This window comes from Sphaerisporangium dianthi (genome assembly GCF_042654065.1).
GTDB classification, from domain to species: domain Bacteria; phylum Actinomycetota; class Actinomycetes; order Streptosporangiales; family Streptosporangiaceae; genus Sphaerisporangium; species Sphaerisporangium dianthi.
This window is the reverse complement of sequence record NZ_JBHSFP010000012.1, coordinates 40496-53606: the sequence shown is the minus strand read 5'-3', so window position 1 is coordinate 53606 and position 13111 is coordinate 40496. Positions and strand designations below refer to the sequence as shown.

Below are 13111 nucleotides of genomic sequence, written 5' to 3'. Positions count from 1 at the left end.
ACAGTGATACCTGATCGTGCTTCGCCGGGACGTGCGTGCGACCGTATGTTCGCGACATGCCAGATCGGAACGTGGCGGTGCGGCTGCGCGGCCTTCGCAAGAGCTTCGGCGCGGTGGAGGCGGTGGCGGGCGTCGACCTGGAGATCACCGACGGCGAGTTCTTCGCGATGCTCGGGCCCTCGGGGTCGGGCAAGACCACCGTGCTGCGCATGATCGCGGGCTTCGAGTCGCCCACGGCCGGCACGGTCGAGCTGGGCGGGCGCGACGTGACCCGCCTGGCCCCCTTCGAGCGGGACGTCAACACCGTCTTCCAGGACTACGCGCTCTTCCCGCACATGAGCGTGCTGCAGAACGTCGAATACGGCCTGCGGGTGAAGAAGGTCCCGAAGGCCGAGCGGCGCGAGCGCGCCGTGGAGGCCCTGACCGCGGTCCGCCTGCCGGGGTTCGAGGCGCGGCGGCCCTCCCAGCTGTCCGGCGGGCAGCGCCAGCGGGTCGCCCTGGCCAGGGCACTGGTCAACCGGCCGCGCGTGCTGCTGCTCGACGAGCCCCTCGGCGCCCTGGACCTCAAGCTGCGCGAGGAGATGCAGGTCGAGCTGAAGCAGATCCAGCGCCAGGTCGGCGTCACCTTCCTGTTCGTCACCCACGACCAGGAGGAGGCCCTCACCATGAGCGACCGCGTCGCGGTGTTCGACCGGGGCGCGATCGAGCAGGTCGGCACCCCCGCCGAGGTGTACGAGCGGCCCGCGACGCCGTTCGTGGCCGAGTTCGTCGGCACCTCCAACCTCATCGCCGGCGAGGCCGCGAAGGCGGTGCTGGGCAAGGAGGGCACCTACAGCGTCCGCCCGGAGAAGCTGCGTCTGGTGCTCGACGTGGACGCCCCCGTCGGCGGCGAGGAGCACAGCGCCACCGGCACGATCGCCGAGGTCGTGTACGCCGGGGCGTCGACCAGGTTCGTCGTCGACCTCGACGCCGGCGGCCGGCTCATCGTCCTGCAGCAGAACCTCGAGGTCTCCTCCATGGAGGTCACCGGCCTGCGCGGCGGCCGCGTGCGGCTGGTCTGGAACCGCCGCCACGAGTTCGCCGTCGTCTCCTGACCCCGTCCGTTCCGCTCCGGCCCATCCGTTCAGGCACTGCGCTCCACCCTTAGGAGGGACACCATGCGGTCCACCAGACTCGCGATCGCCACCGCCGCGCTCGCGCTGGCCGCCGCCGCGTGTGGCGGCGGCTCCACCGGAGGTTCCGCGGGCGGTGGCACGGCCGCCGCCCCAGGACGGACCGGGTTCACCCCGCCCAAGGTCGAGGCGCTGAAGAGCCTCGGAGCCGGCGAGGGGCAGGTCAACCTGGTCGCCTGGGCGGGGTACGCCGAGGACGGCTCCAACGATCCCAAGGTCGACTGGGTGCACCCTTTCGAGCAGGCCACCGGCTGCAAGGTCGGCACCAAGACCGCCGGCACCTCCGACGAGATGGTGAACCTGATGAAGACCGGCGAGTACGACGCCGTGTCGGCCTCGGGCGACGCCTCGCTGCGCCTGATCGCCTCCGGCACCGTCGCCCCCGTCACCACCGATCTGGTGCCGAACTACAAGGACGTGTTCGACGGGCTGAAGCTGAAGCCGTGGAACTCCGTCAACGGGGTCGCCTACGGCGTGCCGCACGGCCGGGGCGCCAACCTGCTGATGTGGCGCACCGACAAGGTGAACCCGGCGCCGGACTCCTGGAGCGTGGTGTTCGACCCCGCCTCCCCCTACAAGGGCGCGCTGACGGCCTACGACTCCCCCATCTACATCGCCGACGCCGCCCTCTACTTGATGGCCACCAAGCCCGGCCTCGGCATCAAGGACCCCTACGCCCTGGACGACGAGCAGTTCCAGGCCGCCGTCGACCTGCTCAAGCAGCAGAAGCAGAACATCGGCGAGTACTGGTCCGACTACACCAAGGCCGTGCAGGCGTTCAAGAGCGGCGACACCGTGGCGGGCACGACCTGGCAGGTCATCGCCAACCTGGTCAAGGCCGACAAGGCCCCGGTCGAGGCGATCCTTCCCAAGGAGGGCGCCACCGGCTGGTCGGACACCTGGATGGTCGCCGCCAAGGCCCGGCACCCGAACTGCGCCTACAAGTGGCTCGACTGGATCATCTCGCCCAAGGCCAACGCGCAGGTGGCCGAGTGGTTCGGCGAGGCGCCCTCCAACGCGAAGGCGTGCGAGCAGACCTCCGACAAGACCTTCTGCGAGACCTACCACGCCACCGACGAGTCGTACTTCTCCAAGGTCCACTACTGGACCACGCCGATCGCCCAGTGCCTCGACGGCCGCACGGACGTGAAGTGCAAGGACTACTCGGAGTGGACCCGGGCCTGGACGGAGATCAAGGGGTGACGACCTCGGCCTCGGGGGCGCCGGCCGCGCCGGCGCCCCCGTCCGGGCGCGCGGAGCCCGGGCCGGCGCGGCGGCGGCCCGGCCCGCGCCGGCGGCTCGCCGCCGCGCTCCACCGGCACGCGGGCGTGCGGCTGTCGCTGCTGCTGTCGGCGCCTCTGGCCTGGCTCGGCGTCGCCTACCTCGGCGCGCTCGCCGCGCTGCTCGTCACCGCGTTCTGGAGCACCGACACCTTCACCGGCGACCTGGTCAGGACCTTCACGTGGGCCAACTTCCGCGACGTGCTGACGATCGAGGTGTACAGGACCGTCGCGCTGCGGTCGCTCGGCGTGGCGGTGGCGGTGACGCTGATCGACATCGTGATCGCCTTCCCGATGGCGTTCGCGATGGCCAAGCTCGCCTCGCCGCGCGCCCAGCGCTGGCTGGTCATCGCCGTGCTGACGCCACTATGGGCGTCGTACCTGGTCAAGGCGTACGCCTGGCGCGTCATGCTGTCCGGGGACGGCCTGCTCGGCTGGGGGTACGGGCTGACGGCCACCATCGCGACCCTCGCGTACCTGTGGCTGCCTTACATGATCCTGCCGATCTACGCGGGGCTGGAGCGGCTGCCGAACTCGCTGCTGGAGGCGGCGGGCGACCTCGGCGCGCGAGGGCCGCGCGCCTTCCGGACGGTCGTGTGGCCGCTCACCTTCCCCGCGATCGTGGCCGGGTCGGTGTTCACCTTCTCGCTGTCGCTCGGCGACTACATCGCGGTGAAGATCGTCGGAGGCCGGAGCCAGCTCATCGGCAACGTCGTCTACGACAACATCGGCGCGGCCGGCAACCTGCCGTTCGCCGCCGCCGTCGCCACGATCCCAGTGGTGATCATGCTGGTGTACCTCGCGGCCGTCCGCCGCACCGGGGCGCTGGAGAACCTGTGACCGGCGCCCCCGGCCCGTGGGAGACCCGTGCTCCCGTCCCGCCCCCGGAAGACCCGCGACCCCGCCCCGCCCCACGGACACGCCCGCGGACCCCACGGACCCGACGCCCGCGGACCCCGCGGACCCCACGGCCAGGAGGCCCCGGTGAACCTGTCCCGCACGACACGGCTGGCGCTGCGCCTGGCGCTGACGCTCGGGCTCGGCGTCATCTACGTGCCCCTGGCGATCGTGCTGCTGAACTCCTTCAACTCCGACCGGACCTTCGCCTGGCCACCGGCCGGGTTCACCACGCGCTGGTGGAGCGCGGCCTGGAACTCCTCGGGCGTGCGCGACGCGCTGTGGACCTCGGTGCAGGCGGGGCTGGGGGCGACGGCGATCGCCCTGGTGCTCGGCACGATGGCGGCCTTCGCCGTGCAGCGCCACCGGTTCTTCGGCCGGGACGCCGTCTCGCTGCTCATCGTGCTGCCGATCGCGCTGCCCGGCATCGTGACCGGCATCGCGCTCAACAATGCCTTCCGCACGGTCTTCGAGCCCTTCGGCATCGGGCTCGGACTGTTCACGGTGATCGTCGGACATGCGACGTTCTGCGTCGTCACCGTGCACAACAACGTGCTGGCGCGGCTGCGCCGCACGGGCCGAAGCGTCGAGGAGGCGTCGGCCGACCTGGGCGCGGACACCTTCACGACCTTCCGCCTGGTCACCTTCCCGATGATGCGTTCGGCGCTGCTGGCGGGCGGGTTGCTGGCGTTCGCGCTGTCGTTCGACGAGATCATCGTGACCACGTTCACCGCCGGGGCCGGAGTGAGGACGCTGCCCATCTGGATCTTCGAGAACCTGTTCCGCCCGAATCAGGCGCCGGTCGTCAACGTCGTGGCCGCTGCGCTCATCGTCGTGTCAGTGGTCCCCATCTACCTGGCCCAGCGCCTGTCCGGCACCGCCGGCACGCACTGACGGCCGGCGCGAGCGGCGCGCAGCGGCTGAGGCCGGCCCGGCCGAGCAACATCGCGCAACATGCGGGAATTGCCAGGATCCTTCGGTTACGGTCGGGACGTCGGCGACGTCACCTGGTCCACGCCCCGTAGAGGTGGCCTTGCATGCCTCCCCCGCGCATCACCGAAGCCAAGGGAATCCTGGCCGCCCGGCTGCGCGAGATCCGCAGCGAGGCGAGCATCACCGGACGGGCCCTGGCCTCGCAGGCGGGCTGGCACTACTCCAAGGTGTCCAAGATCGAGAACGCGGCGCAGATGCCGAACGAGAACGACATCCGGGTCTGGTGCCAGGTATGCGACGCCGAGGAGTACGTGGTGGACCTGATCGCCGCCGTCCGCAACATCGACTCCATGTACACCGACTGGCGGCGCCTTGAGTCCACCGGGCTGCGCCACGTCCAGGAGTCCTTCCAGTCCCTCTACCGCGGCACCCAGCAGTTCCGGGTCTTCCAGCACTCCGCGGTGCCCGGCCTGCTGCAGACCCCCGGCTACGCCCGTGCACACCTGCGCGCCGTCATCGACTTCCGCGGCATCCCCGACGACCTGGACGTGGCCGTGGCGGCACGGCTGGCGCAGCAGGAAGTGCTGTCGGCCGGCGGCAGGCGGTTCATGTTCATCGTCGGCGAGCAGGCGCTGCGCACCCAGGTGTGCGAGCCGGACGGCATGCTGGAGCAGCTCGACCGGCTGGCGGGCCTCACGGCCAACACGCCGCGGCTCAGCTTCGGCGTGATCCCCGCCACCGCGCGCCCGCGGATCATGCCGCCGGAGAACTTCTGGATCTACGACGACACGCAGGTCAGGGTGGACACGATCCCCGGCCAGTACCGCATCAAGATCCCCAGCGACGTCGCCCTGTACGAGAAGGCCTTCGCCCGGCTCTCCGAAGCGGCCGTCTACGGGCAGGCCGCGCGCGAGCTCATCAAGGCCGCGGGCGAACGCCTGCGAGGAACATGAAGCAACATCGTTGATCCGCCGGCCGGCGGTCGCCTAGCGTCGCGGGCGACGCACTCCGTGGTGACACGGGCCGCGGCCCGTCTCGCACGGCCACCCTTGGCGGACGGAGACGACGATGGCGACCGCGGACAAGGTGGCGAGCGCGGCCACCGCCACCGACCATCTGCGGCGGCTCGGCGAACTGCTGCGGGCGCGCGGCCTGCATGTGCGCGTCGGGGTGACCGACGGCGGGGTGCCCCAGCTCATCGTGGTGAGCACCACGGTGCCCACCGTCTCGGAGGTCATCTTCGCGGCCCGGGGCGGTGATCAGTGGTGGTACTGGTGGTCGTGGGCCGAGCGCATCGCCCCCGTCGAAGACCCGCACGCCACCGCGGCGCGCATCTGCCACGCCATGACCCCCTCCCCCCGCCGCCCCGACCGCTGCCACGAGGCGCAAGCAACCACGAACGGCGGCTGCAATGGAGGTGATAACTCCATGCATTGATTCCATTACACTCAGGCACCATGCCGTCTCCCCGACATGACGCCCTCGTGCAAATCTTCAAAGACCGCCCCCAACTCGCGGTGGAAATCCTGCGCGACCTGATGGGCGTGGAGTTGCCCGCCACACCGCTGGTCCAACTGGAGAGCACCACCTTCAACACCCGCCGGTCCGACGACATCGAAGCCGACCTGGTCATGGTGCTCGGGCCACCGCAAGGCCCAGCGCACGCCGTCATCGTGGAAATCCAGCAGGACAGGTCCAAGGACCCCAGACAGCTGGCTCGCTACGCGGCCGTGCTGTGGCTGATGCTGAACTGCGACGTCAGCGTCCTGGTCATCTGCCCCGACGCCAAGGCCGCCGCCCACTATGCCCGGCCGGTCGACTCCGGGCTGACCGGCTACCGGTTCCAGGCCCACGTGCTGGGCCCCGGCGACATTCCCGCCGTCACCGACCCCCGGCAGGCCGCCGCCCATCCCGAACTGGCAGCCATGGCGGTCATGGTCCACGGACGGGACCGCAAGATCGCCGAGGCGTTCATCGCAGCGATTAAGGACCTGCCCAGCGATCACGCTCCGAAGTATTATGAATACGCTTACAGCATGGCCGCGCCCGAGGTGCGGCGTCTCTTGGAGGAGATCATGAGGTCCACCACCTGGCCCGTCTACAGCCCGTTCGCCCGCGAGCACTACGGCCGCGGGCTGGAAGAAGGCCAGGCCAAAGGCCAGGCGCAAGGCCAGGCGCAAGGCCAGGCTGAAGAGGCGGCCAGAGCGGTCCTGCTGGTGCTGACCGCCCGCGGCCTTGACGTCCCGGACGACATCCGCGCCCGCATCACCGCCTGCACCGACCTCGCCCGGCTGGAAACTTGGCTGACCCGCGCGGCCACCGCCCAAAGCACTCACGACCTGCTCACCGAAACAGCGAGGTAGTGCGCTGGCTTGTAAGGTTCACCGAACATTCCAGGTCAACGCACTAGCTAGGAGCTGTTCGGGTTCGGATCTAGGTGAGGCCCTGAGGCTGGTAGAACTCGGATGTGGCGCGCTTTGATGTGACGGATGCCGAGTGGGCGTTGATCGAGCCGTGTCTGCCGGTGGCGGCTACCGGGCGCTGCCACGGCGGGCACGTGATCAGTTCAACGGGATCTTGTTGCGTTTTCGTACCGGGTCTGGCTGGCGTGATGTTCCGGAACGCTACGGGCCTTGGTCCACGCTGTACTCCCGGTTCAGCGGCTGGGCCAAGGCCGGGGTGTTCCAGGGGCTGATGGACGCGTTGATCGCCGAGGCCGCATCGCGTGGGCAGGTGGGGCTGGAGTCGGTCAGTGTGGATTCCACGATCGTGCGGGCGCATCAGGAGTCGGCCGGGCTGGCGGTCGCCGGGGAGACCCTGGATGCGCTGGAACAGGCGCTGACCGAGGAAAAGGGGGCTCGACTGCCGGAGCAGCCGCCGGTGCTGCGGGTGATGCGCCGCAGGTAACCCCCGACACCGACGGCACCGATGACACCGACGCGTCGTCGCGGCAGGATCGTGGCGCCGCACGGCGACGCCGCAAAGCCCGGGCGAAGGCTGCCTGGCTCGGGCGATCCCGCAGCGGGCTGAGCAGCAAGCTCCACGCCGCGGTCGACGACGCAGCCGGCGGCCGGACACCGGTCGCTCGGCACACCGTCCTTGCACGGCCACGGACCAGGGGTCACCGGTTCCGTTTCGCCATCGTCAGGCCGCGTCTCAGGTGCCCTCTAAGAGGTCCTAACGCAATGAAGTGAGGCGGCGCCAGCAGATGAGGGCACAGGCCAGGCCGAGGAAGGCTTGGTGGATGTCGTCTCTGATCTCCCTGCGGATGCGCAGGCGGCGGAAGGCGTGCAACAAAGCGGAGGTCTGCTCGACGACGTAGCGGTGTTTGCCCAGGCCGGAGTCGTGAGGGGTGCCGCGGCGGGCGATCAGCGGCCGGATCTGCAACTCACGGACCAACCGGCGGTACTTGTCGTGGTCGTACTCCGATTCCCCAGGACTGAGTCGCCACGCCTCGCCAGCACGACGCGGCCGACGAACAGCCGTACCGCAACCGACCTGAAAGACGGCTGCAAGGTCCCAGGGGTTCCATGGCGATCGTCCGCGGGTGTCGGCGGGTTCGTCGCGAACCAGATACGGACGGAGAAGAGGGGAAACATGACCGAGTCACCGAACCGGCGGACCGACGCCAATCTCCGCGGCTGGTACTTCTCACCCTCCGACGGCGGCATCGAACACGTGATCAGGCCAGATCACTTCCGCGACAGCCTCGTCTTCCACCTCCTGTTCGAGCCCTCTCCCCTGATCGTCACGGACGTCTTCTTCTTCAACTGCCGATATCTGATCGAGCATCTCGAAGGCTCCAGGTATCCCCTGTTCCTGCGCGCGCTCAAAGCCGGCCTGGTCATTCCAGCCTTCCGGTCGCAAGGCACCGAGACCTTCGCCCAGAGCCTCGACGACATCGGCCTGCACGGCATCTTCGGCATAGAGCGGGACCAGTTCCAGCAGAGCCCGCAGGATCTGGCCGAACGCCTGGACGGCGCCTTCACCGCGTCCGAGACGAATTTGATCGTCTGGCCGGACAACATGGGGGCGTCCTTCGGCGAACTGGCCCGCCGAGTGCTGGCGGAGCAAGCGGAACTGCGAACCGACGATGAACGACTCGCCATAATGTGGCGGAGGATCGAGCCGTTCAGGGTCGGCTGCCTGGAGGAGGCCGAGCGGCTGACGTCCGCCCGCGAAGGCACCGGTGTCAGGCGAGCCGAGATCTTCAACGCCGTGGGCAAGAAGCTGGGTCTCCTTTCGGGCGACACCGGCTTCAGCAAGCCTCGAGACCTTCTGGACGCCGTCAAGCGGACCGACCATCTGCGACCGCTGCCCGTCTACGACGAGATCGAGCTCCTGGTCGACACGGTCAACTTGTGCTATCAGCAGAGCCAGGCCGACCAGTTCGGCTGCGGGCACAACATCCCCGGTGTGCTGGCGCGCAACGCGGTTCCGCTCCATCCTGAGCTGGGGCGTCGCACGGCCGGGCTGACGCCCGTGACTTTCCAGGTCGAGGTCCAACTACCTTCCCTCGCCACCCTGTCCCTCGCGGACAGCGCGGAGCTCTTCGCGATCAGGAACGGCGACCCCGCCCAGCAATACTTCGACATGCGCGCCGCTTGGGCGGTGAACCCCTCGCCCGACCGTGCGGACAACCTCAGAAAAGCGATCTTCGACTACGCGGCGGCGTTGCGCGAGGCGGCCCGGGGGCCACGGAGGTCCACGATGATCGGCGCCATGACGACCATGGCCCGTCCGGGTGTCGAACTGCTCGGCAGCGCCGTGGGCGCCGCTCTAGGGAGCTACATCGACACCGACGCCCTGCCGAAGCCTTTCGGCGCGGTCGTGGGAGCGATCACAGGAGGGGTGGGCGGGATGCTCGTCACGGCGTTCCAGGAGCTCCGTGATGGCCCCTACGTCCCCACCCGCAAGCGTGACATCACCATCGAGAGCGTGTTGCGGAGGCCTGACGTGAACGTCCCCAAGCTGTCGTGAATCACTGCCGGAGACGGGCGGAAGTACCTCTTAAGAGGTGCGGGCGGCGGAGGTCCAGGAGGCGTACAGGTCGGCGTAGACGCCGTCCTGGCGCACCAGTTCGGCGTGCGGGCCTCGCTGGACGATGCGGCCGTGCTCGAACACCAGCACCTCGTCCGCCGCCTCCGCGGTGGACAGGCGGTGGGCGATCGAGACGGCCGTCCGGCCGCGGGTGACGCCGTCGAGCGCCCGCGCCAGCCGCACCTCCGTCGCAGGGTCCACCGCGGAGGTGGCCTCGTCCAGCAGCAGCAGGTCGGGGTCGGCGAGGTAGGCCCGTGCCAGCGCGACGAGCTGGCGCTCGCCGGCCGACAGCGACTCGCCGCGCTGGCCGACGGAGGTCGAAAGGCCCGCGGGCAGGCCGTCCAGCCAGTCGGTCAGGCCCAACTCGGTCATGGCCAGGGTGATGTCGGCGTCGTTCGCCGAAGGGCGGCCGTAGCGGATGTTGTCGGCGAGGGTGCCGTCGAACAGGAACCCGTCCTGCGGCACCATGACGATGCGCTCGCGCAGCGAGGAGAACCGCACCTTGCGCAGGTCCACTCCGTCGACCAGGATGCGCCCTGAGGTCGGGTCCATGAGCCGGGTGAGCAGCTTGGCGAAGGTCGTCTTGCCCGAGCCGGTCTCCCCCACGACGGCGACGCGCGTGCGGGGCGCTATCTCCACCGACACCTCGTGCAGCACCTGCGGCCCGTCGGGGTAGTGGAAGCCGACGTCCTTGAAGGACACCGTGATCGGGCCGCGCGGCAGCACCGCGCCCTTCTCGCCGGGGTCCGCCACGTCCGCGGGGGTGTCGAGGACGCCGAGCACCCGCCGCCACCCGGCGACGGCGTTCTGCGCGTCGTTCAGCACCTCGGTCGCCGTCTGCAGAGGGCTGATGAACAGCGTGATCAGGAACAGGAACGCGATCAGCCGCCCGGCGGAGATCGTGCCGCCCACGCCCAGCTCGACGCCGAGCAGGACGACGCCGGCGATCGCCACCGCGCCCACCAGCTCGGTGGCAGGGAACGTGAACGCGATGATCTTCTGGGCGCGGGTCTGCGCCCTCTGGTGGGCGTCGACGGCCGCGTCGATGCGCCGCGCGGTGCGGTCCTCCGACCCGTACGCCCGGATCACCGCGCTGCCCACCACCGACTCGCTGACCGCCGCCAGCATGTCGCCGGTGCGCTCGCGGACCTGGGTGTAGGCGCGGGCCACCAACCGCTGGAATCTCGGCAGCGCGATGACCATCGGCAGGAAGCACGCCCAGACGACCAGCGCCAGCTGCCAGGAGTAGAACGCCATCATGACGCTCGCGATGAGCAGCTGACCAACCGAGATGATGACCATGAGGCCACCCCACTGCATGAACGTGCTGATCTGGTCCACGTCGCTGGTGACCCGGGAGACCAGCGCACCCCGTCGTTCGGTGTTCTGTGTCAGCACCGACAGGTCGTGGACGTGCCGGAACGCCTTGCCGCGTAGCGAGGCGAGCCCCGACTCGGTCGAGCGGTAGAGCCGCACGTTCATCAGGTAGCCGCACACCGCGGTGAGCAGCACCGCGGCCGCGCAGACGAGGACGGCCTTCGTGATGAAGGCCATGTCCGGTGTCGCGGTGTTCTTCAGACCACGGTCGATGACCTGCTGAACCGCAAAGGGGACGATCACCTTGCCGAGCGTGGCGAGAACCGCCAGCAGCAGCGTGACCGGCAGCCCCATGCGGAACTCCGGCGACAGGGCGAGCCCGCGCCGCAGCGTCCCCAGGGCCGAGCGCTCCTCCACGCGCAGCGAGCCGCCTGCCTGCACGGCGGCGCCGCGTTCCTCCACTCGCGTCGTCATGCCACGATCTCCTCGTCGGCGTCCAGCGCCGCCCGCTCGGCCTCTTCGCGTTCGTATGCGGTGACGAGATTGCGGTAGCCCTCGCAGCGGGCCAGCAACTCGTCATGGGCGCCGTGGTCGACGACCCGTCCCTGCTCCAGGTAGACCACCTCGTCGGCCAGCGCGATCGTCGCCATGCGGTAGGCGACGACGATCACCGTGGAGTCGGGCGAGCCGTCCCGCAGGCCGAAGAGGATGCGGCTCTCCACCTGCGCGTCCACGCTTGAGGTGGCGTCGTCCAAGATGAGCAGCCGGGGATCGCGCACCAGCGCGCGGGCGAGCGCCAGGCGCTGCCGCTGGCCGCCGGACAGCGTCGCGCCGCGCTCGCCGATGCGGGTGTCCAGGTTCTTGGGCAGGGCGCTCACGAAGCCCTCGGCCTGCGCCAGTCGCAGCGCCGCCCACACCTTCTCGTCGGGCACGTCGTCAGCGCCGGTCCCCAGCGTCAGGTTGCCGCGCACCGTGTCGTCGAACAGGAACGTCTGCTGCGGCACCAGGGCCGCGACGGAGCTCACCTCGCCCCGGGCCACCTGCCGCAGGTCGACTCCGTCGATGAGCACCCGGCCCTCGTCGGGGTCGACGAGGCGGACCAGGAGCTGGGTCAGCGTCGACTTGCCCGCGCCCGTGGGCCCGACGAGCGCGACCGTGCGGCCGGGCCGGACGTCGAAGCCGACGCCGGACAGCACGGGGGCGCCCGGCAGGTACCCGAAGGCCAGGTCGTGCACCTCGACGCGCGCCGGGCCGTCCGCCGCCAGGCGGGCGGCGCCGAACTCCATCGAGCCGGAGGCGTTCAGCACGTCCTGCACCCGCCGCCATCCGACGACGCTGCGCGGCAGTTCGGCCAGCACCCAGCCGAGCGCGCGCACGGGGAAGGCCAGCAGCGTGAACAGGTAGGAGACCTGGATGAGCTCACCGGAGGAGACGTCCCCCGCGGCCAGGCGCACCGACCCGAACAGCAGCACCGCCAGCACGCCGAGCGTGGGCAGGGCCTCCAGAAGCGGGTCGAACATGCCGCGGATGCGGCCCACGGCGATGTTGGCGTCGCGCAGCCGGTCGGCCTTGGCCTGGAAGCGCGCCGCCTCGGTCTCCTCACGGCCGAGGGTCTTGACGACGAGCGCCCCCTCGAAGCTCTCGTGCGCGATCTCGCTGACCTCGGCGCGCAGTTGCTGAGCCCGCATCGCCAGCGGGGAGAGCCTGCGCTGGTAGACGAGGTTCAGCACCGCGATGGCCGGGAAGATCAGGAAGCCGACGAGGGCCAGCACCGGGTCGACGACCAAGATGGCGACGGCCGCGGCGACGAGCATGACGACGACGCCGACGGCCATCGGCAGCGGGGCGAGCGGCGCCCAGGCCGCCTCGATGTCAGAGCCGGCGTTCGACAACAGCTGGCCGGTCGGGTGGCGGTGGTGCCAGGCGAGGGGCAGCCGCAGATACTGGCGGGTCACCTCGCGGCGCGACCGCGCCTGCATGCGGTACTGCATGATGCCGGCGAGCACCCGGCGGCCGATCACCCCCGCGGCCTTCAGCACCGCGACGCCGACGATCAGCAGCGCGGCCGTGACCAGCGTGCCCGTGACCGCGTGCCCCGCGCTGAAGGCGGGCAGGACGGCGTTCTCGGTGGCCCAGCCCAGCGCCCAGGACGAGCCGACGGTCATCAGGCCGTACACCGAGCTGGACAGCACCGCACCGATGAAGACGCGCGGCTCGCCGCGGATGGCATGGCCGATGACACCGAACCCCTGGCGCATGACGGTCGGACTGTGATCGCGCTCGCTCGGCACGCGGGGGATCCTCTCGATGGGGGACGAGGCCTGGCGGGCCGCCGGAGCTCGCCGGGGAACCGGTCCGCCTCAATCCCTATCATCCGGGACAACTCATTTATTCCCACCCCTACGTCCCACCTCGGGCACTCGCCTCCTCCCCCACCATGAGCACCGCAGCACGGCCGCCACCGGGCACCGG

At 70.1% G+C, this 13111-nt stretch carries 12 protein-coding genes; 9 read left to right on the top strand and 3 right to left on the bottom strand.

What is annotated here, in order from left to right; translation table 11 throughout:
• Positions 1–56: 56 nt before the first annotated feature.
• The 8 genes from ACFO60_RS19055 to ACFO60_RS19015 all read left to right on the top strand — a co-directional run bounded on the left by ACFO60_RS19055 (position 57) and on the right by ACFO60_RS19015 (position 7189).
• The gene (locus ACFO60_RS19055; RefSeq protein WP_380841800.1) at positions 57–1094 is read left to right on the top strand and encodes an ABC transporter ATP-binding protein; all 1038 of its coding nucleotides are present in this window, start codon (positions 57–59) and stop codon (positions 1092–1094) included.
• A gap of 63 nt (positions 1095–1157) precedes the next feature.
• Positions 1158–2375 (top strand): ABC transporter substrate-binding protein, encoded by a 1218-nt coding sequence (locus ACFO60_RS19050; protein ID WP_380841799.1) that lies wholly within the window; start codon positions 1158–1160, stop codon positions 2373–2375.
• A complete protein-coding gene (locus ACFO60_RS19045; protein ID WP_380841798.1) occupies positions 2372–3292 on the top strand; it encodes an ABC transporter permease in 921 nt (306 codons plus the stop codon). The genes ACFO60_RS19050 and ACFO60_RS19045 overlap by 4 nt, the downstream gene beginning before the upstream one ends.
• A 144-nt stretch (positions 3293–3436) precedes the next feature.
• On the top strand, positions 3437–4243 hold the full coding sequence (locus ACFO60_RS19040; protein WP_380841797.1) for an ABC transporter permease: 807 nt from the start codon (positions 3437–3439) through the stop codon (positions 4241–4243).
• 143 nt (positions 4244–4386) lie between these two features.
• Positions 4387–5235, top strand: coding sequence for a helix-turn-helix domain-containing protein (locus tag ACFO60_RS19030; RefSeq protein ID WP_380841794.1), 849 nt, complete (start codon positions 4387–4389; stop codon positions 5233–5235).
• 115 nt (positions 5236–5350) lie between these two features.
• On the top strand, positions 5351–5719 hold the full coding sequence (locus tag ACFO60_RS19025; protein ID WP_380841792.1) for a hypothetical protein: 369 nt from the start codon (positions 5351–5353) through the stop codon (positions 5717–5719).
• Positions 5720–5739: 20 nt separating this feature from the next.
• A complete protein-coding gene (locus tag ACFO60_RS19020) occupies positions 5740–6645 on the top strand; it encodes a hypothetical protein (protein WP_380841791.1) in 906 nt (301 codons plus the stop codon).
• 133 nt (positions 6646–6778) lie between these two features.
• Positions 6779–7189, top strand: a complete 411-nt coding sequence (locus tag ACFO60_RS19015; RefSeq protein WP_380841790.1) for a transposase — start codon at positions 6779–6781, stop codon at positions 7187–7189.
• Positions 7190–7459: 270 nt separating this feature from the next.
• Here the strand turns inward: ACFO60_RS19015 and ACFO60_RS19010 are convergent, their stop codons facing one another.
• Positions 7460–7681 (bottom strand): hypothetical protein, encoded by a 222-nt coding sequence (locus ACFO60_RS19010; protein ID WP_380841789.1) that lies wholly within the window; start codon positions 7679–7681, stop codon positions 7460–7462.
• 198 nt (positions 7682–7879) lie between these two features.
• Between ACFO60_RS19010 and ACFO60_RS19005 the strand changes: the two genes are divergently transcribed.
• On the top strand, positions 7880–9262 hold the full coding sequence (locus ACFO60_RS19005; protein WP_380841788.1) for a hypothetical protein: 1383 nt from the start codon (positions 7880–7882) through the stop codon (positions 9260–9262).
• A gap of 30 nt (positions 9263–9292) precedes the next feature.
• Here ACFO60_RS19005 and ACFO60_RS19000 read toward each other — a convergent pair whose 3' ends face one another.
• Together ACFO60_RS19000 and ACFO60_RS18995 are read right to left on the bottom strand one after the other, a co-directional pair.
• Complete coding sequence (locus tag ACFO60_RS19000) at positions 9293–11113, bottom strand: ABC transporter ATP-binding protein (RefSeq protein ID WP_380841787.1); 1821 nt, start codon at positions 11111–11113, stop codon at positions 9293–9295.
• Positions 11110–12897: an ABC transporter ATP-binding protein gene (locus ACFO60_RS18995; protein ID WP_380841988.1), complete on the bottom strand. Its 1788-nt coding sequence runs from the start codon at positions 12895–12897 to the stop codon at positions 11110–11112. Before ACFO60_RS18995 ends, ACFO60_RS19000 begins: the two co-directional genes overlap by 4 nt.
• Between the last annotated feature and the right edge of the window lie 214 nt (positions 12898–13111).